Source organism: Streptococcus sp. 27098_8_22 (assembly GCF_041432415.1).
In the GTDB taxonomy this organism is placed as follows: Bacteria; Bacillota; Bacilli; order Lactobacillales; family Streptococcaceae; genus Streptococcus; species Streptococcus pseudopneumoniae_M.
The window spans coordinates 15,006-32,988 of the sequence record NZ_JAPVZP010000011.1; the positions used below are offsets into that span (position 1 = coordinate 15,006).

Annotated in this window: 16 protein-coding genes; 9 read left to right on the forward strand and 7 right to left on the reverse strand. The window is 40.7% G+C overall.

The annotated features are described in order from the left end of the window. The first annotated feature begins 1 nt into the window (after position 1). The 4 genes from O3633_RS09295 to dtd all read left to right on the forward strand — a co-directional run bounded on the left by O3633_RS09295 (position 2) and on the right by dtd (position 4,950). The gene (locus tag O3633_RS09295) at positions 2-871 is read left to right on the forward strand and encodes a PucR family transcriptional regulator (RefSeq protein WP_371621102.1); all 870 of its coding nucleotides are present in this window, start codon (positions 2-4) and stop codon (positions 869-871) included. A gap of 113 nt (positions 872-984) precedes the next feature. Continuing rightward, a complete protein-coding gene (locus O3633_RS09300) occupies positions 985-2,115 on the forward strand; it encodes an ABC transporter ATP-binding protein (protein WP_371621103.1) in 1,131 nt (376 codons plus the stop codon). 144 nt (positions 2,116-2,259) lie between these two features. Then, a complete protein-coding gene (locus tag O3633_RS09305; RefSeq protein WP_371621104.1) occupies positions 2,260-4,476 on the forward strand; it encodes a RelA/SpoT family protein in 2,217 nt (738 codons plus the stop codon). A 30-nt stretch (positions 4,477-4,506) separates the two neighbouring features. Beyond that, positions 4,507-4,950 carry a D-aminoacyl-tRNA deacylase gene (gene dtd, locus O3633_RS09310; protein ID WP_049530966.1) on the forward strand — a complete coding sequence of 148 codons (444 nt, stop codon included), beginning with the start codon at positions 4,507-4,509 and terminating at the stop codon, positions 4,948-4,950. Between the two features lie 43 nt (positions 4,951-4,993). Here the strand turns inward: dtd and O3633_RS09315 are convergent, their stop codons facing one another. The 5 genes from O3633_RS09315 to O3633_RS09335 all read right to left on the reverse strand — a co-directional run bounded on the left by O3633_RS09315 (position 4,994) and on the right by O3633_RS09335 (position 8,873). Beyond that, positions 4,994-5,644, reverse strand: coding sequence for a metal-dependent transcriptional regulator (locus O3633_RS09315; protein ID WP_049530965.1), 651 nt, complete (start codon positions 5,642-5,644; stop codon positions 4,994-4,996). Between the two features lie 89 nt (positions 5,645-5,733). Next, positions 5,734-6,228: a thiol peroxidase gene (tpx, locus tag O3633_RS09320; protein ID WP_371621105.1), complete on the reverse strand. Its 495-nt coding sequence runs from the start codon at positions 6,226-6,228 to the stop codon at positions 5,734-5,736. A 120-nt stretch (positions 6,229-6,348) separates the two neighbouring features. Then, positions 6,349-7,278 (reverse strand): metal ABC transporter substrate-binding lipoprotein, encoded by a 930-nt coding sequence (locus tag O3633_RS09325; RefSeq protein WP_371621106.1) that lies wholly within the window; start codon positions 7,276-7,278, stop codon positions 6,349-6,351. Between the two features lie 27 nt (positions 7,279-7,305). Continuing rightward, entirely contained in the window at positions 7,306-8,154 is an 849-nt protein-coding gene (locus O3633_RS09330; RefSeq protein WP_371621107.1) for a metal ABC transporter permease subunit, read from the reverse strand. Further along, positions 8,151-8,873 carry a metal ABC transporter ATP-binding protein gene (locus O3633_RS09335; RefSeq protein ID WP_371621108.1) on the reverse strand — a complete coding sequence of 241 codons (723 nt, stop codon included), beginning with the start codon at positions 8,871-8,873 and terminating at the stop codon, positions 8,151-8,153. Before O3633_RS09335 ends, O3633_RS09330 begins: the two co-directional genes overlap by 4 nt. Before the next feature lie 178 nt (positions 8,874-9,051). Between O3633_RS09335 and O3633_RS09340 the strand changes: the two genes are divergently transcribed. Then, positions 9,052-10,944, forward strand: coding sequence for a M13 family metallopeptidase (locus tag O3633_RS09340; RefSeq protein ID WP_371621109.1), 1,893 nt, complete (start codon positions 9,052-9,054; stop codon positions 10,942-10,944). 40 nt (positions 10,945-10,984) lie between these two features. Here the strand turns inward: O3633_RS09340 and O3633_RS09345 are convergent, their stop codons facing one another. Both O3633_RS09345 and O3633_RS09350 read right to left on the reverse strand, forming a co-directional pair. Beyond that, on the reverse strand, positions 10,985-11,614 hold the full coding sequence (locus O3633_RS09345) for an MBL fold metallo-hydrolase (RefSeq protein WP_371621110.1): 630 nt from the start codon (positions 11,612-11,614) through the stop codon (positions 10,985-10,987). 103 nt (positions 11,615-11,717) lie between these two features. Beyond that, positions 11,718-12,794, reverse strand: a complete 1,077-nt coding sequence (locus O3633_RS09350) for a DUF2974 domain-containing protein (RefSeq protein WP_371621127.1) — start codon at positions 12,792-12,794, stop codon at positions 11,718-11,720. 95 nt (positions 12,795-12,889) lie between these two features. Here O3633_RS09350 and O3633_RS09355 point away from each other — a divergent pair, with 95 nt between their 5' ends. From O3633_RS09355 to O3633_RS09370, 4 genes are all read left to right on the forward strand, one after another. Next, a complete protein-coding gene (locus O3633_RS09355) occupies positions 12,890-13,567 on the forward strand; it encodes a response regulator transcription factor (protein WP_049530959.1) in 678 nt (225 codons plus the stop codon). Further along, complete coding sequence (locus O3633_RS09360) at positions 13,560-14,534, forward strand: sensor histidine kinase (RefSeq protein ID WP_049530957.1); 975 nt, start codon at positions 13,560-13,562, stop codon at positions 14,532-14,534. Before O3633_RS09355 ends, O3633_RS09360 begins: the two co-directional genes overlap by 8 nt. Before the next feature lie 326 nt (positions 14,535-14,860). Beyond that, complete coding sequence (locus O3633_RS09365; protein WP_371621111.1) at positions 14,861-15,619, forward strand: ABC transporter ATP-binding protein; 759 nt, start codon at positions 14,861-14,863, stop codon at positions 15,617-15,619. A 1-nt stretch (position 15,620) separates the two neighbouring features. Continuing rightward, positions 15,621-17,612 carry an ABC transporter permease gene (locus O3633_RS09370; RefSeq protein WP_371621112.1) on the forward strand — a complete coding sequence of 664 codons (1,992 nt, stop codon included), beginning with the start codon at positions 15,621-15,623 and terminating at the stop codon, positions 17,610-17,612. The last annotated feature ends 371 nt before the right edge of the window (positions 17,613-17,983 follow it).

A 17,983-nucleotide genomic window follows, 5' to 3' on the forward strand; every position in this document is an offset into this window, starting at 1 on the left:
GATGATTGCAAAAGAACTACTGGATTGGTTTCCTGATGGTAAAATCTTAGATCAGCCAGTTGATAAAGAGGGTTATCTAAGTCTACCTCTGTCAAATTATCAGTGGCTTTTGCTTGAGGAAACTAGTCTTAGCGAGCGTGAAAAACAGCTGGTAGCTCTCTTAACCAAACAGGAGCAAACCATTTCCCTTAATCCTTGGTATACTTATCTGATCGAAGGTAAGGGACAGGCACCGCAAAACTTTAAAAAGTTGCAGCTTGTTTATTGCCACCTCTCCTATTTCCAACAGGAGAATTTGACGTCTTGGTTAGAGATGATGGGAACCCTCTTTCCAAATTGTCAAACAGTGCTTCAGGTGGGAGCGCAGGATTACATTTTTGTTCTCCAACAGGATAAGTACACATCTGTTCGTTCTATCTTGATGGATACCTTGGAAGCAGTAGAATATGACTTTGGAGTACGTTTATCCATCATGTTAGGTCAGGTCTGGTCACAGACAGGACATCAGGCTCTGTCAGATCTCATCAAAGCAGAACGTGACTTGTTCAAAAACTGGTGGCGACAAGGGCATCAAGGTTTCCATACTTTTTCTCAACTCTATCTGTGGAGTATGGGTGAAAGAATTGTGGATCTTCGAGTGATCAAGGAATATCTGCATCGGATGATTGTGGACCAGGATCAGATTCAGGAAATCATCCTTTCACTGTGGGAAAACAGTGCAGTCCTGACCAAAACAGCTCAACAACTGTATCTGCATCGCAATTCTCTCCAGTACAAGATTGATAAATGGGAAGAATTGACAGGGCTTCAGTTGAAAGAATTGACTGACCTCACCTTGTGTTATCAGTTGATTTTACCAGGTATAATCTAAAGTTTTGTGCAAGTTGCACAGAACTTTTTTATTTTTTTGGTCACCTTGCCATAGAAAAGTAAAACGTTTTCATCTATAATAAAACTATCAAATGACAAAAGGAGTTCTCCACAATGGTAGAATTAAATCTTAAAAATATTTACAAAAAATATCCAAACAGCGAACACTATTCAGTTGAAGATTTCAACTTGAACATCAAAGACAAAGAGTTTATCGTTTTCGTAGGACCTTCAGGATGTGGTAAATCAACTACTCTTCGTATGATTGCTGGTCTTGAAGACATCACAGAAGGTACTGCATCTATCGATGGAGTGGTTGTCAACGACGTAGCTCCAAAAGATCGTGACATCGCCATGGTATTCCAAAACTACGCTCTTTACCCACACATGACTGTATACGATAACATGGCTTTCGGTTTGAAATTGCGTAAATACAGCAAGGAAGACATCGACAAACGTGTACAAGAAGCAGCAGAAATTCTTGGTTTGAAAGAATTCTTGGATCGTAAACCAGCTGACCTTTCAGGTGGTCAACGTCAACGTGTTGCCATGGGTCGTGCAATCGTCCGTGATGCCAAAGTATTCTTGATGGACGAACCTTTGTCAAACTTGGATGCTAAACTTCGTGTATCAATGCGTGCTGAAATCGCTAAAATCCACCGTCGTATCGGAGCTACAACTATCTACGTAACTCACGACCAAACAGAAGCGATGACACTTGCAGACCGTATCGTTATCATGTCAGCAACTAAGAACCCTGCTGGTACAGGTACTATCGGACGTGTTGAACAAATCGGTACTCCTCAAGAAGTTTACAAAAACCCAGTTAACAAATTCGTAGCAGGATTTATCGGAAGTCCAGCTATGAACTTTATCAACGTTAAATTGAACGGTGACCGCATCGTTGCTGACGGCTTTAACTTGAAAGTTCCAGAAGGTGCTTTGAAAGTTCTTCGTGAAAAAGGCTACGAAGGTAAAGAATTGATCTTCGGTATCCGTCCAGAAGATGTGAATGCAGAACCTGCTTTCCTTGAAACATTCCCAGAATCAGTTGTGAAAGCAACTATCTCTGTATCAGAATTGCTTGGTTCAGAATCTCACCTATACTGCCAAGTTGGTAAAGATGAATTCGTTGCTAAGGTTGACGCACGTGACTACTTGCAAGCTGGTGCAACTGTGGAACTTGGATTTGACTTGAACAAAGCTCACTTCTTCGATGTAGAAACTGAAAAAACAGTTTACTAAGATAGATTTGAATAAATCAACACTACTAGAGTTTTTCTGGTAGTGTTTTTTTATTAAGTTTAGCAAACTCTTACAGAAGAGGCTTTTCTAGTTTTCATATCCTCAAAAAAGTGTTAAAATGGTAGGAAGAATTGGAGAGTATGCATGCCGAAAGAAGTAATTTATTCAGGTGATGAAGTCGTCGCTTTAACGCAAAAATATTTATCGAAAGAAGATGTGGCTTTTGTACACAAGGCCTTGGTTTACGCTGTAGAATGCCATAGTGGCCAATATCGTAAATCAGGCGAGCCTTATATTATCCACCCTATTCAGGTAGCAGGAATCTTGGCTAAACTCAAGCTAGATGCTGTTACAGTTGCCTGTGGTTTTTTGCATGACGTGGTAGAAGACACAGAAGCTACCTTGGATGACTTAGAGCGTGAGTTTGGTCATGATGTTCGAGTGATTGTGGACGGTGTTACCAAACTTGGTAAGGTTGAGTACAGGTCTATCGAAGAGCAGCTGGCTGAAAACCACCGCAAGATGCTTATGGCCATGTCAGAGGATATCCGTGTTATCTTGGTCAAACTTTCTGACCGTCTGCACAATATGCGCACCCTCAAACATCTTCGTAAGGACAAGCAGGAGCGTATTTCTAGAGAAACCATGGAAATCTATGCACCTCTTGCTCACCGTTTGGGGATTTCAAGTGTTAAGTGGGAACTAGAAGACCTCTCTTTCCGCTATTTGAATCCAACTGAATTTTACAAGATTAGTCACATGATGAAGGAAAAACGTCAAGAACGCGAAGCCTTGGTCGATGAAGTTGTGACGAAACTTGAGGAATACTCATCTGAGCGCCACCTTACAGGGAAAATCTATGGCCGTCCAAAGCATATCTACTCTATTTATCGCAAGATGCAGGATAAGAAAAAACGCTTTGAGGAGATCTATGACCTAATTGCCATTCGCTGTATCCTAGACACTCAGAGTGATGTCTATGCGATGCTAGGTTACGTTCATGAGCTTTGGAAACCAATGCCAGGTCGTTTCAAGGACTATATTGCCAACCGTAAGGCCAATGGTTACCAGTCTATCCATACGACTGTTTACGGACCAAAAGGACCGATTGAGTTCCAGATTCGTACCAAGGAAATGCATGAGGTTGCTGAGTACGGTGTTGCGGCTCACTGGGCCTACAAAAAAGGAATGAAAGGTCAAGTTAATAGCAGGGAATCTGCCATTGGGATGAACTGGATCAAGGAGATGATGGAGCTCCAAGACCAGGCGGATGATGCCAAGGAATTTGTAGATACGGTCAAAGAAAACTATCTGGCTGAGGAGATTTATGTCTTTACTCCAGATGGCGCGGTTCGTTCACTTCCAAAAGATTCTGGCCCGATTGACTTTGCTTATGAGATTCATACTAAAATTGGGGAAAAAGCAACAGGTGCCAAGGTTAATGGCCGCATGGTACCATTGACTACCAAGCTAAAAACAGGTGACCAGGTTGAAATCATCACCAATCCAAATTCATTTGGACCAAGCCGTGACTGGCTCAACATGGTTAAGACCAGCAAGGCTCGAAATAAAATTCGTCAGTTCTTTAAAAACCAAGACAAAGAATTGTCCATCAATAAAGGTCGAGAATTGCTAATTAGTCAGCTCCAAGAAAATGGCTATGTGGCTAATAAATTTATGGATAAACGTCACATGGATGAAGTCCTTCAAAAAACCAGCTACAAGACAGAAGAAGCTCTCTTTGCTGCCATTGGTTTTGGAGAAATCGGAGCCATCACTGTCTTTAACCGTTTGACGGAGAAAGAACGTCGTGAAGAAGAGCGTGCCAAGGCCAAGGCAGAGGCTGAAGAATTGGTTAAGGGTGGCGAAGTCAAGGTGGAGAACAAGGACACGCTTAAGGTTAAGCATGAGGGTGGAGTAGTCATCCAAGGTGCTTCTGGGCTCTTGATCCGGATTGCCAAATGTTGTAACCCTGTTCCAGGTGATGATATCGTCGGCTATATTACCAAAGGACGCGGAGTAGCCATCCACCGTGTAGACTGTATGAACCTTCGTTCACAGGAAAACTATGAGCAACGTCTACTCGATGTTGAATGGGAAGACCAATTCTCAAGCAAGGAATATATGGCTCACATCGATATCTACGGACTCAACCGTTCTGGTCTATTGAATGATATCTTGCAAGTCTTATCAAATACGACTAAGAATATCTCAACAGTTAATGCCCAACCAACCAAGGATATGAAATTTGCTAATATCCATGTTTCCTTTGGAATTTCAAACCTTTCAATGCTGACCACTGTAGTTGATAAGATTAAGAGTGTACCAGAAGTTTACTCAGTCAAACGGACCAATGGTTAAGTTTGTTTGATATAATCAGAAAGGATTGCTATGAGAATTATCGTTCAGCGTGTCAAGAAAGCTCAAGTCTCTATTGAAGGTCAAGTATATGGGAAAATCCAGCAGGGGCTCTTACTCTTAGTAGGTGTTGGACCTGAGGATCAAAAAGAAGATATGGATTATGCAGTCAGAAAGCTTGTCAATATGCGGATTTTCTCAGATGCTGAAGGCAAGATGAACCTTTCTGTTAAAGATATCCAAGGAGAAATCCTCTCCATCTCTCAGTTTACTTTGTTTGCTGATACCAAAAAAGGCAATCGTCCAGCCTTTACAGGCGCCGCTAAACCGGATATGGCGGAAGCTTTCTATCAAGAATTTAACCAAGAACTAGCCAAGGAAGTTCCTGTTGAGACAGGAGTCTTTGGAGCAGATATGCAGGTAGAACTGGTCAATGATGGCCCAGTAACCATCATCCTTGACACCAAAAATAGATAAGAAAAACCAAGCTCGCGGGCTTGGTTTTTTGCTGATAGAGATTTTAGTTCATTTTTTCAACATAGAGTTGCTTAGCAATTTCGAAGCTGACTTGAAGTTCTTCATGGTTGTGAATCAAAGTAAAGGTATTAGAAAAGTCTTCAAACTGTTGAACTTGGAGTATGTCTCCAATATTGATAGCGTGTTTTTCCAGATATTTGAGGAGATCAAAGCTATCGTGAACTCGAGTCAGGAGATAGGTTCCAGCTTCTTTAGTTTCTGAAAGTGGTAAGTTGTTGATTTCAACCAAAAGCTCTCCTTTAGCAGGAATTGTACCACCGTGAGGGCAAGTTTTTGGGAAACCTAGCATACTTTCTAATCTCTCTACAAAAAAGTCTGAAACAGTATGTTCTAATACTTCAGCTTCTTCATGAATTTGGTCACTGGTATAGTCTAGATGGTGGACCAGGAAAACCTCAATCAGACGATGTTTACGATAAAGCTCTGATACAAGTGTTAGACCAATATCGGTTAGCAAGTATCCTTTTTTCTTGTCTTTTAAGATGAGATTTTCAGACTGCATGCGCTTGATCATTTCGGTTACAGCTGGAGGAGATACCTGCATTCGAGCAGCAATTTCCTTATTGGTAATCTTAGGAACATCCATGCCAATCTCATAAATACATTTTAAGTAGTCTTCTTTATTTGGTGTCATTCGCATTTCCTTGTTTATGTTCTCCATCTAGTATACCAAAAAAAGCTAGATTTCTCTAGCTTTCTGCCTTGTCACAAGTGGGCTTTCTTTTAGTCAAGTGACTTTGCTGCTTCAATGGCTGCTTCAAAGTTTGGCTCAGAATTGATATTGTCCACATACTCAACATAACGGATAATATTGTCAGCATCAAGGACAAAGACCGCGCGAGCAAGCAGATGCCATTCATTGATTAAGAGGGCATAATCGCGTCCAAAGGAGTGGTCGAAGTAGTCTGAAAGCATGATGGCATTCTCAATTCCTTCAGCACCACACCAGCGTTTTTGAGCGAAGGGGAGGTCCATAGACACCGTTAAGACAACAGTGTTGTCTAAGCTAGCTAATTCTTGGTTAAAGCGACGAGTCTGTAGCGAGCAGATACCTGTATCGATAGAAGGGATGACGCTCAAAATCTTTTTCTTGCCTTCAAAATCAGCTAGTGTTTTTTTAGAGAGGTCAGTCGTTGTGAGAGAGAAATCAACTGCCTTGTCGCCCACTTGTAGTTGTTTTCCTGTAAACGTAACAGGGTTTCCGAGGAATGTAGTCATAAGCTACTCCAATCTTTTTTCTTTCATTCTACATTAAATGTTCAGAGTTTTCCAATAATTTGACCGGATTTTGAATCAAAAAAAAACGCCAATTCAAGGTGACTGACGTTTTTAAAATGATTATTTAGCTAAACCTTCAGCAATCTTGTCAAGGTTGTATTTCATCATGTTGTAATAGCTATCGCCTTCTTTACCTTCTTCAGCGATTGAGTCCGTAAAGATTTGAGCATAGATTGGGATGTTTGTATCTTTTGAAACAGTCTTCATTGGACGATCATCGACACTGGACTCAACAAATAGTGATGGGACTTTCATTTGGCGAAGTTTTTCAACCAAAGTCTTGATTTGGTCAGGTGTTCCTTCTTCTTCAGTGTTGATTTCCCAAATGTAAGCACTTGGTACCCCGTAAGCTTTAGAGAAGTATTTGAAGCATCCTTCGCTGGTTACGATGAGTTTTTTCTCAGCAGGAATATTGTCGAATTTAGCTTTAGCTTCCTTGTCAAGTTTGTCTAGCTTATCAGTATATTCTTTGAGATTTTTTTCGTAAAATTCTTTGTTGCTAGGGTCTTTAGCGCTCAATTGTTTTGCGATGTTTTTAGCAAAGATGATCCCATTTTCAAGGTTGAGCCAAGCGTGTGGGTCTTCTTTTCCTTTTTCGTTTTGACCTTCAAGGTAGATAACATCAACGCCTTCGCTGACTGCAAAGTAGTCTTTGTTTTCAGTTTTCTTAGCATTTTCTACCAATTTTGTAAACCAGGCATTCCCACCTGTTTCAAGGTTGATGCCGTTGTAGAAGATTAAGTCGGCTTGTGAAGTTTTCTTGACGTCTTCAGGGAGTGGTTCGTACTCGTGTGGGTCTTGTCCAACAGGCACGATACTATGAAGATCAATCTTGTCTCCAGCGATATTTTTAGTGATATCAGCGATAATTGAGTTTGTGGTTACGACCTTTAATTTTTGGCCAGAAGCTGCATCTTTCTTTCCAGTAGAACATGCTACAAGAGCAATGACGGAAAGAAAGAGAACCAGCAATGCACCTAATTTTTTCATTAGATTCCTCCAGAGGGAATTCCCTCATTATGATTTGATTTTTTTATTTTTCAGTTTCAGATAGCGTTGTTTTGGGGCGATAAAGAAACTGATAAGAAAGAAACTGGCAGATGTCAGGACGATACTTGAACCAGCAGCCAGGTTAAAGCTATAGCCGATAAAAAGTCCCAAGACAGAAGCTAGAGCTCCCAAGCCTGATGAAAGAAAAATCATGGTCTTTAGACTATTGGCGTAAAGATAAGCTGTCGCAGCTGGAGTAATCAGCATGGCTACGATAAGGATGGTTCCGACACTTTGCATAGCAGTCACTGACACCAAAGTCAAGAGTACCATGAGTAGATAGTGGTAGAAATTAACTGGCATGCCCATAGCTTTGGCTAGGAGTTCATCAAAGGATGTAATCAAGAGTTGCTTGAAGAAAATCCCGATAATCAAGAGAATGAGAGCTCCCATACCGATGGTAATATACATGTCGATGTCTTGCACAGCCAAGATATTCCCAAAGAGAATATGGAAGAGGTCAGTCGAGCTTTTAGCCACACTAATCAAGATAATGCCAAGAGCCAATAAAGATGAAAAGGTAATCCCAATGGCAGTGTCACTCTTGATAATAGAGTTCCCCTTGATGTAGGTGATGATGACAGAGGCAAGCAGTCCAAAGATGATAGCTCCGATAAAGAAGTCAATTCCTAAAATAAAGGAAAGAGCCACACCAGGTAAGACAGCGTGCGAAATAGCATCACCCATAAGGGACATCCCACGGAGAATGATAAAGCATCCGACCGCTCCAGCAACAATCCCAATCACAACAGCTGTAATCAAGGCATTTTGGAGAAAGTGGAAATTCTGCAATCCATCTATAAATTCTGCAATCATAGGTCACCTCCATTGAAAAAGAGTCGGTCACCATAAGCTTGTTTGAGATTGGCTTGGGTAAAGGTCTCCTTAGTTGGACCAAAGGCTATTAGCTCCTTGTTGAGAAGGAGTACCTGGTCAAAATAATGGGCAACCTTGCCCAGGTCATGGTGGACGATAAGGACCGTCTTGCCAGCTTTTTTAAGATCTCTCAGAGTGTTCATGATAATCTCTTCACTGACCGAGTCAATCCCCACAAAAGGCTCGTCCAAGAGAATATAATCAGCCTCTTGAACCAAACAGCGCGCAATCAAGACTCGCTGGAATTGTCCTCCAGAGAGTTGACTAATCTGGCGCTCTGCATAGTCGGAAAGTCCGACAATTTCAAGTGCCTCAGCTACCTTTTGCCAGTGGTTTGCTTTTAAAGTGTGAAAGAGTGGAATGGATGGATAGAGTCCCAGAGAGACACATTCTTTTACCTTGATAGGAAAGTTGTAGTCGATATGAATTTTTTGCTCGACATAGGCAACTTTCTTGAGAGATTTTTTCATTTCTTTATCATCGATAAAAGCATGTCCTTCATGCGGGATAATGCCCAGCATACTTTTAATTAAGGTTGATTTTCCAGCACCGTTTGGACCAATAATTCCGGTAATCGTTGGTCCTTGGAGCACTAGTGAAATATCCTTTAGTGCCAACGTTTCTTTGTAGGAGACACTGAGGTTTTCGATACGTATCATACAGTTATATTCCTCCTTTCTTTTAATATACATTAAAATAAAAATTAAGTCAAGTTAATTTTGTAAATATTTAAAATATTAATAATGAAAACAATCAGGAGAAGATGGTATTTTTAATTGCATTCCCCAGGGATTTTTGCTAAGCTAAGAATAAGTGAAAAATGAAAGCGAGAACAAGATGACACGTTATCAAGATGATTTTTATGATGCTATAAATGGTGAGTGGGAAAAGACTGCAGTCATTCCAGCCGATAAATCACGAACAGGTGGTTTTATCGACCTTGACGAAGAAATCGAAGAGTTGATGCTAACGACGACGGACAAGTGGTTGGCTGGAGAAGATGTTCCAGAAGATCCTATCCTAACAAACTTTGTCAAATACCACGCTATGGTCAGAGATTTCGACAAGCGTGAAGCAGATGGAATTGAGCCAGTCCTTCCAATGCTTAAGGAATATCAAGATTTGGAAAGTTTTGCGGATTTCGCAAGTAAACTAGCTGCATTTGAATTAGCTGGTAAACCAAACTTCCTTCCATTTGGAGTATCACCTGACTTTATGGATGCTAGAACCAATGTTCTCTGGGCTAGTGCTCCAGGAACAATCTTGCCTGATACGACCTACTATGCGGAAGACCATCCACAGCGTGAGGAATTATTGAACCTTTGGAAAGAAAGTACTCGTAATCTCCTCAAAGCCTATAATTTCTCAGATGAAGAAATCGCAGATTTGCTAGAGAAACGATTGGAATTGGACCGTCGTATCGCAGCAGTCGTACTTTCAAACGAAGAAAGTTCAGAATACGCCAAACTCTACCATCCATACTCTTATGAAGATTTCAAAAAGTTTGCACCAGCCTTGCCTCTCGATGACTTCTTCCAAGCAGTGACTGGTCAAACTCCAGATAAGGTTATCGTAGATGAGGAACGCTTCTGGCAAGCAGCAGAGCAATTCTATAGTGAAGAAGCTTGGCCTTTGCTCAAAGCAACCTTGATCTTAGGTGTAGTCAATCTTTCAACAAGCTATTTGACAGATGAGATTCGTGTCTTGTCAGGTGCTTATGGCCGTGCTCTCTCAGGTGTTCCAGAAGCCCAAGACAAACGCAAGGCGGCTTATCATTTAGCGCAAGGACCATTCAAACAAGCTCTCGGACTTTGGTATGCCCATGAAAAATTCTCTCCAGAAGCAAAGGCGGATGTAGAGAAAAAAGTAGCAACTATGATTGACGTTTATAAGGAACGCTTGGCTAAGAACGACTGGCTGACTCCTGAAACACGAGAAAAAGCTATTGTCAAACTCAACGTCATCAAGCCTTATATCGGATACCCAGAAGAACTGCCAGCTCGCTACAAGGATAAGATAGTGGATGAATCTGCTAGCCTATTTGAGAATGCCCTAGCCTTTGCGCGTGTAGAAATCAAACACAGCTGGAGCAAGTGGAACCAGCCAGTTGACTACAAAGAGTGGGGCATGCCTGCTCATATGGTCAATGCCTACTACAATCCACAAAAGAACTTGATTGTCTTTCCAGCTGCTATTTTACAGGCGCCATTCTATGACTTGCATCAGTCATCTTCTGCCAACTACGGTGGGATAGGTGCGGTTATTGCCCATGAAATTTCTCACGCCTTTGATACCAATGGAGCTTCCTTTGATGAAAATGGAAGCCTCAAGGATTGGTGGACAGAAAGCGACTATGCAGCCTTCAAAGAGAAAACACAGAAGGTTATCGACCAGTTTGATGGTCAAGAATCTTACGGTGCAAAAATCAATGGGAAATTGACTGTATCCGAAAACGTTGCGGACCTTGGAGGAATTGCTGCTGCCCTTGAAGCTGCCAAGAGAGAACCTGACTTCTCAGCTGAAGAGTTCTTCAACAACTTTGCTCGTATCTGGCGTATGAAAGGTCGTCCAGAGTTGATGAAACTCATGGCCAGCGTTGATGTACACGCTCCAGCTAAACTCCGTGTCAATGTCCAAGTGCCAAACTTTGATGACTTCTTTACGACCTATGATGTCAAAGAAGGCGACGGCATGTGGCGCTCACCAGAAGACCGCGTGATTATTTGGTAATACAAAAACCAAGGATGTTTGATCCTTGGTTTTTAGCTTGCTAAAAAAATGGGTTAAAGGTTTTTTCGTGAGCGATAGTCGTAGCTGGACCATGTCCTGGATAGACATCGTAGTTTGGGAGAGTGAAGAGCTGGGTTTGAATACTATGAAGGAGTTGTTCCATGCTACCAGTTGGCAAATCTGTCCGACCAATGGTTTCTCGGAAAAGGGCATCTCCCGTTAAGACCAAGTGCCCATCTGGAAAAACAAATGAAACTCCTCCGATAGAGTGGCCTGGAGTTGGTAATACAGTGAAGCGGAACTCCTCAATCTGGTATTCTTCATGAAAGACAAAGGTATGTTCAGCTGGTTTACATACGACGTCTGCCATATCGTCGTGTCGAGGAAGGCCAGAAAGATTGTCGACAGGAGTAAAGAGCCAAGCAGCTTCGCTTTCTGCCACATATACGGGAGGATTTCCGAAAGTATCTCTGACCAAGTCTAGACTCATAATATGGTCGTAGTGGGTATGGGTCAAGAGGATAGCGCAGACTGGTTTATTGATGGTCTCGATAGTCTTGCGAATGGCTTCCCAATGGCTACCCGGATCAACAACAATCAGGTGCTGGTCCCCTTCAAGATAATAAGTGTTTTCATAGGCAACAGGATTCACAGTTTTGTGGATTTTCATAGGATTTCCTCTTTCAAAGAATATACTCCTATTAGTATAACATAGAAGCATAAAATAAGGAATCAAGAAGAAAGTCCCTTGAGCGAAGAGACCTTGTTTTTGATTAAAAATGATTTTTCCAGGCATGGAAACGAGCATCCAGCAGGAGTTGTGTCAGATTTTTTAAGATTTCAACTTGCTCAGGCTCCAGAGTCTGAGCTTGAGAAACAAGTTGTCGAACATGGTCAATAGCATTTTTAGAAGACAGTTCATTAATGGAGCTGATTCCAGATTCTAGGATGGTTCCGAAAAAGAGATCAAAGTAGAGTTCCAGTTCTTTATCGGGCACACTGTCCACCCATTCTTTAAGAGTGTCTTTGATTTGGAGACTTTCGCTACTGATGGCCTCTAGTTGGACAAAGTGGTGTCCCTCTGTCAGCCAACTAAAGGTACTGTGTTGGGCGATACCGCCGAGAGCTGTAGACTTGACGACGATAGGTGTATCAGGGACTTCTAGCATCATGCCAATGACAGATCCCTGTGGGACATAGCGGCGAATTTTTGGAATAACATCTTGATAACCAGTGGTTTCAGTCAGATGAGCCTGCAAACCAGGGGCATCGTAGGTATAAATCGCAGATATCTTTTCCTGCAATTCAGGTTGGATTTGACTAGCAGCATAGATGGCTAGATTCCCACCTTTAGAATGTCCAGCAAGCATGACGTTTTGTTTTGGATGTTGGGTAAAGAAATCTTCCAAGTATTCAAGAGCATCCTTTTGGGCAGGGATTTCCTTCATGTAGGTCATATGGAAATCTTCCTTCCAGCCAATAATACTGTCGTCTGTGCCACGAAAGACAATCAGATAAGTATCTAGGTTCAGACGATAGGTCATAGCAGCGAACTGCTTTTGAAGTTCTGTGTCGACCTCGTTGACAAAATTAGAAAGTTTGCTATTTTTAAAACGTTTGTGTTGGGATAACTGATTGAGGAGCTGAAGTCGTTCTTTATTGGTCAACATGGTACTTTCTCGAGGGACACGTGTTGCAACATCGCTTAAACGATTGACAGGCTGGTCCAATAGGTTATCAAAAGAAAGATAGGTCAACTCAGTCAGAGCAAGTATATCCAGTTCATTTAAGGGAAGATCATAAAAAGAATCGTATTGAACGTCAGTTAGGTAGTCAAAAATATTGGCCATGAGAATTCCTTTCTTAACTTTTATCATATCAGATTTACATCAATTTCGCTAGTAGTCAGAAGAATTTTGCTATAATATAAAAAAAGGAGGAGCAGATGCATAAGATTTTACTAGTAGAAGATGATCCAGTAATCCGTCAGCAAGTTGGGAAAATGCTCTCTGAATGGGGTTTTGAAGTAGTTATGGTAGAAGACTTTATGGAAGTTCTGACACTATTTGTTCAATCTCAACCTCATCTGGTTCTCATGGATATCGGCTTGCCTCTCTTTAATGGTTATCACTGGTGCCAGGAGATTCGCAAGATTTCCAAAGTTCCTATTATGTTTCTGTCATCAAGAGACCAGGCTATGGATATCGTGATGGCTATTAATATGGGAGCTGACGATTTTGTGACCAAGCCTTTTGACCAGCAGGTCCTTTTAGCTAAGGTACAGGGATTATTGCGCCGCTCTTATGAGTTTGGACGGGATGAGAGTCTCCTAGAGTATGCTGGAGTTATTCTCAATACCAAGTCGATGGATGTGCATGTCAATGGCAAAGCTATCAGTTTAACAAAGAATGAATTTCAGATTTTGCGGGTTTTATTTGAACATGCGGGAAATATCGTAGCGCGTGATGATTTGATGCGGGAACTCTGGAACAGTGACTTTTTTATTGACGACAATACCTTGTCCGTTAATGTCGCTCGTTTGCGTAAGAAATTGGAGGAAGAAGGTTTGATTGGTTTTATTGAAACCAAGAAAGGAATAGGGTACGGATTGAAACATGCTTGAACTTAAAAGTTTTTTTCTAGCTTATATCCGTTCGCGTAGCCGTTTTTTTACTTTTATTCTGTTATTGACGGGTCTCATCTTTCTTTTTGATGTCCTATTTGTTAGTCAAGTGCCCTACTTTAACTATTTCTTCTTTCTATCTACATTTTTGACATTTTTGTTTTTGGTATTTGATTTCTTGATAGAATTGCAACGTTATCGTAAGGAATTGCTCTATGGCGAAAGAAAAGCTAAGTCACCAATGGAAGTCCTTCTAACTGAAAAATTAGAGAAAAGTGAATCTGAACTCTATCAAAAGAAATCAGATGCTGAAAACCGCTACAATGATTTGGTGGACTACTATACACTCTGGGTTCATCAGATAAAAACACCAATTGCAGCCAGTAAACTCCTTGTAAGTGAGGTGGCAGATCGCCAACTGAAACAACAGTTGGAGCAGGAAATTTTTAAGATTGATTCCTATACCAATCTCGTACTCCAATATCTACGCTTAGAAAGCTTCCATGATGATTTGGTTTTGAAGAAAGAAAATATAGAAGATTTGGTCAAGGAAGTCATTCGCAAATATGCCCTTTTCTTTATTCAGAAAGGTCTTAGCATCAATCTGCATGACTTGGATAGAAGCATTGTGACGGATAAGAAGTGGCTGTTGGTAGTCATTGAACAAATCCTGTCAAATAGCCTCAAGTACACAAATGTAGGTGGAATTGAAGTCTATATGGATGGTCAAGAACTTTGCATCAAGGATACTGGGATTGGCATCAAAAACAGTGATCAATTGCGAGTCTTTGAACGCGGATTTTCAGGCTATAATGGTCGAATGACCCAGCAGTCATCTGGACTTGGACTCTATCTAACCCAGAAAATCAGCCAAGAATTAGGACATCAAATCCGTATCGAATCAGAGCTTGGGCAAGGAACAACTGTGAGGATTAAGTTCTCTGAAGTGAATTTACTGATTGAATGAAAAGAATTGTGAAGAGCTTGGAAGAAACCTTTCAAGCTCTTCTTTAGACCTTGATATAGTGAGAAAAAAGGCTTCAATTAGATAAAAATGTAATCTTACAAAAATGTAAGATTAAAGGCCTCTTTTGTAAGGTTATGTTATGGCAAGCCATCTTTTTTTGGAGTAAACTTAGAGCATAAAGAAAAAGGAGAGAAACCATGAAAACAATTTTACAAAAGAAACATACAAGTAAGCCGAGTCCAAAGGATATCGAGCGAGTTCAAATCGGCATCGAAATGATGCAAGCTCAGTTTCAATTAATGGGATATTAAAAAGGAGAAGTTAAAATGACACTATTAGATGTAAAACACGTTCAAAAGATTTATAAAACTCGCTTTCAAGGCAACCAAGTAGAAGCCCTGAAAGATATTCACTTTACCGTTGAAAAAGGCGACTACGTTGCTATCATGGGTGAATCTGGTTCTGGTAAATCGACCCTACTCAATATTCTTGCTATGCTTGACAAGCCAACTCGTGGTCAGGTCTATCTGAATGGAACTGATACAGCTACCATTAAAAATTCTGAAGCATCAAGCTTCCGTCGGGAAAAGTTAGGCTTTGTCTTCCAAGACTTCAATTTGTTAGATACGCTTTCTGTTAAAGACAATATCTTACTCCCTTTGGTCTTGTCTAGAAAGCCTATTACAGAAATGATGAAAAAATTGGTCGTGACGGCCGAAAATCTTGGCATCAATCAATTGCAGGAGAAGTACCCTTATGAAATCTCTGGAGGGCAAAAACAAAGGGTAGCAGTTGCAAGGGCTATCATCACAGAGCCAGAAATTCTCCTCGCTGATGAGCCAACAGGAGCCCTAGACTCTAAGTCATCTACAGCACTGCTAGATGTCTTCGATGAGATTAACGAGCGAGGTCAAACCATTCTCATGGTAACCCACTCAACAGCTGCAGCCAGCCGTGCTAAACGTGTCATTTTCATCAAGGACGGTATTCTCTATAATCAAATCTACCGTGGTGAAAAGACAGATCGTCAGATGTTCCAAGAAATCTCTGACACCTTGACTGTTATGGCAAGTGAGGTGAACTAGTATGTTTCGATTAACCAATAAGTTGGCCATCTCCAACTTAATCAAAAACCGCAAACTCTATTACCCTTTTGCACTAGCAGTTCTCCTTGCAGTTACTATCAGCTATCTATTTTATTCATTAACTTTTAATCCTAAAATGGTAGAAATGCGGGGTGGATCTTCTATTCAATTTACCCTTCAACTAGGTCTGATCGTAGTGACACTTGCATCTGCCATTATCGTACTTTATGCCAATAGTTTTGTCATGAAAAATCGTTCCAAAGAACTGGGCATATATGGCATGTTGGGCTTAGAAAAACGCCATTTGATTGGTATGACCTTTAAGGAACTCTTGATATTTGGGCTAGTAACAGTCACTGCTGGGATTGGAATTGGTGCCCTCTTTGATAATCTGATTTTCGCTTTATTGCTCAAACTTTCAAAGATGAAAGTGGAGTTAGTAGCCACATTCCAATGGTCCGTAGTCCTTTCCATCCTTCTGGTATTTGGTTTTATCTTCTTAGTCATTGTCTTCCTAAATGCTATCCGCATTATCCGTATGGATGCTCTCCAACTATCTCGTGAGAAAGCAAAAGGTGAGAAGAAGGGCCGTTTCCTAGTGTTTCAGACAATCTTGGGACTACTCTCTTTAGGTAGTGGCTATTATCTAGCTCAAAGCGTAACAAATGCTCTATTAGCTATTTCTACCTTCTTTTTAGCTGTAATACTGGTCATTTTAGGAACCTATCTCTTGTTCAATGCTGGGATTACAGTTTTCTTGAAAATGCTCAAGAAAAACAAGAAATATTACTACAAACCTAATAATCTCATCTCTGTTTCTAACCTCATTTTCCGTATGAAGAAAAATGCGGTTGGTTTAGCGACTATTGCCATCCTTTCCACCATGGTTTTGGTCACCATGTCAGCAGCAACCAGTATCTACAATGGTTCTGAAAATATTAAAAAACTCCTGTATCCTCACGATATGTCAATTTCAGGACAAAATGTAGAAGTTGAGGATTTAGACAAGCTTTTGACTCAATACGCTAGCGAAAAGAACCTAACAATCAGCACTAAGGATGTTCTTAGCTATGCAAGTTTCGGCCTTTCTAGTCAAGATGGTACCAAATTAACCACCTTTGAAAAAGGTCAAAATAGTGTTATGCCCAAGACAGTTTTCCTAGTCTTTGATCAAAAGGATTATGAAAAAATGACTGGACAAAAGCTGAACCTTACGAATAATGAGGTGGGACTATTCGCTAAGAACGATGGCCTTAAAGGTCAAAAAGCATTCAGTCTTAACAATCAGAACTATACGATCAAGCAAGAAATTCAGCAAGATTTCCTCAGAGACCATGTTGCTAACCAGTATGTACTTTTGATCTCAGATTATAACTACCTTGTTGTCTCAAATTTGCAGGACTTTTTAGATAAATACCAGGATTCTGCTATATACACTCAGTTATATGGTGGAATGGATGTGACGGCAAGTAAAGAGGAACAACTCAAACTTGCAGATGATTTTGAAAACTACTCTGATAATTTCAGTCACAATCTCAAGAACGAGAATGGTATGGTTTACGGTGCAAACATTGCGAGTGAGTCAACTGTCGAAATGAACGCTCTCTTTGGAGGAGTTCTCTTTATTGGAATTTTCCTCTCTATCATCTTTATGGTAGGTACAGTTCTCGTTATCTACTATAAACAAATCTCAGAAGGTTATGAAGACCGTGAACGCTTTGTCATCCTGCAAAAAGTTGGCTTAGACCAAAAACAAATCAAGCAAACCATTAATAAACAAGTCTTGACTGTTTTCTTCCTACCTCTGGCCTTTGCCTTTCTTCATCTGGCTTTTGCTTATCACATGTTGAGCCTGATTCTCAAGGTCGTTGGTGTTGTTGATTCAGCCATGATGTTAAGTGTAACACTTTCTATTTGTGGTATCTTTGCCCTCATCTACGTACTTATCTTTATGATTACTTCAAGAAGCTATCGTAGAATTGTTCAAATGTAAAAACAGAAACATCAAAAAAGAGAGTGGGACAGAAATCGTTAATTCGTTAGAATTCGATTTCGTCGTTCCACCTCCGCACAGTTGAGTAGGGCTGTAAAAGCTGATGAAATCAGCGTAGTAGAGCCCACTCAACCACTGCGTCTTGCTCGACAATCCAAATACAATTGAGAGGCTAGGATTTTTGTCCTAGCCTCTTTTTTAGTAGCTGGGATTTTGTACCAGGTTTTAACTTTTATTTCTCAACAGGTGATTTATTGGCGATATCAGCTAGGATTGCTGCTACAAACTCATCATGTTTAAACATTAAAAAGGTATCTACTTTCAGAGGAGATATCGTTTTTCTTCTTCGGATAAGGATACAAAAATTTCTT

Excerpts from the sequence above, each read along its gene's own strand:
- O3633_RS09295 (WP_371621102.1), top strand. The coding sequence starts at position 2 with ATGATTGCAAAAGAACTACTGGATTGGTTTCCTGATGGTAAAATCTTA.
- O3633_RS09300 (WP_371621103.1), top strand. The coding sequence starts at position 985 with ATGGTAGAATTAAATCTTAAAAATATTTACAAAAAATATCCAAACAGC.
- O3633_RS09305 (WP_371621104.1), top strand. The coding sequence starts at position 2,260 with ATGCCGAAAGAAGTAATTTATTCAGGTGATGAAGTCGTCGCTTTAACG.
- dtd (WP_049530966.1), top strand. The coding sequence starts at position 4,507 with ATGAGAATTATCGTTCAGCGTGTCAAGAAAGCTCAAGTCTCTATTGAA.
- O3633_RS09315 (WP_049530965.1), bottom strand. The coding sequence starts at position 5,644 with ATGACACCAAATAAAGAAGACTACTTAAAATGTATTTATGAGATTGGC.
- tpx (WP_371621105.1), bottom strand. The coding sequence starts at position 6,228 with ATGACTACATTCCTCGGAAACCCTGTTACGTTTACAGGAAAACAACTA.
- O3633_RS09325 (WP_371621106.1), bottom strand. The coding sequence starts at position 7,278 with ATGAAAAAATTAGGTGCATTGCTGGTTCTCTTTCTTTCCGTCATTGCT.
- O3633_RS09330 (WP_371621107.1), bottom strand. The coding sequence starts at position 8,154 with ATGATTGCAGAATTTATAGATGGATTGCAGAATTTCCACTTTCTCCAA.
- O3633_RS09335 (WP_371621108.1), bottom strand. The coding sequence starts at position 8,873 with ATGATACGTATCGAAAACCTCAGTGTCTCCTACAAAGAAACGTTGGCA.
- O3633_RS09340 (WP_371621109.1), top strand. The coding sequence starts at position 9,052 with ATGACACGTTATCAAGATGATTTTTATGATGCTATAAATGGTGAGTGG.
- O3633_RS09345 (WP_371621110.1), bottom strand. The coding sequence starts at position 11,614 with ATGAAAATCCACAAAACTGTGAATCCTGTTGCCTATGAAAACACTTAT.
- O3633_RS09350 (WP_371621127.1), bottom strand. The coding sequence starts at position 12,794 with ATGGCCAATATTTTTGACTACCTAACTGACGTTCAATACGATTCTTTT.
- O3633_RS09355 (WP_049530959.1), top strand. The coding sequence starts at position 12,890 with ATGCATAAGATTTTACTAGTAGAAGATGATCCAGTAATCCGTCAGCAA.
- O3633_RS09360 (WP_049530957.1), top strand. The coding sequence starts at position 13,560 with ATGCTTGAACTTAAAAGTTTTTTTCTAGCTTATATCCGTTCGCGTAGC.
- O3633_RS09365 (WP_371621111.1), top strand. The coding sequence starts at position 14,861 with ATGACACTATTAGATGTAAAACACGTTCAAAAGATTTATAAAACTCGC.
- O3633_RS09370 (WP_371621112.1), top strand. The coding sequence starts at position 15,621 with ATGTTTCGATTAACCAATAAGTTGGCCATCTCCAACTTAATCAAAAAC.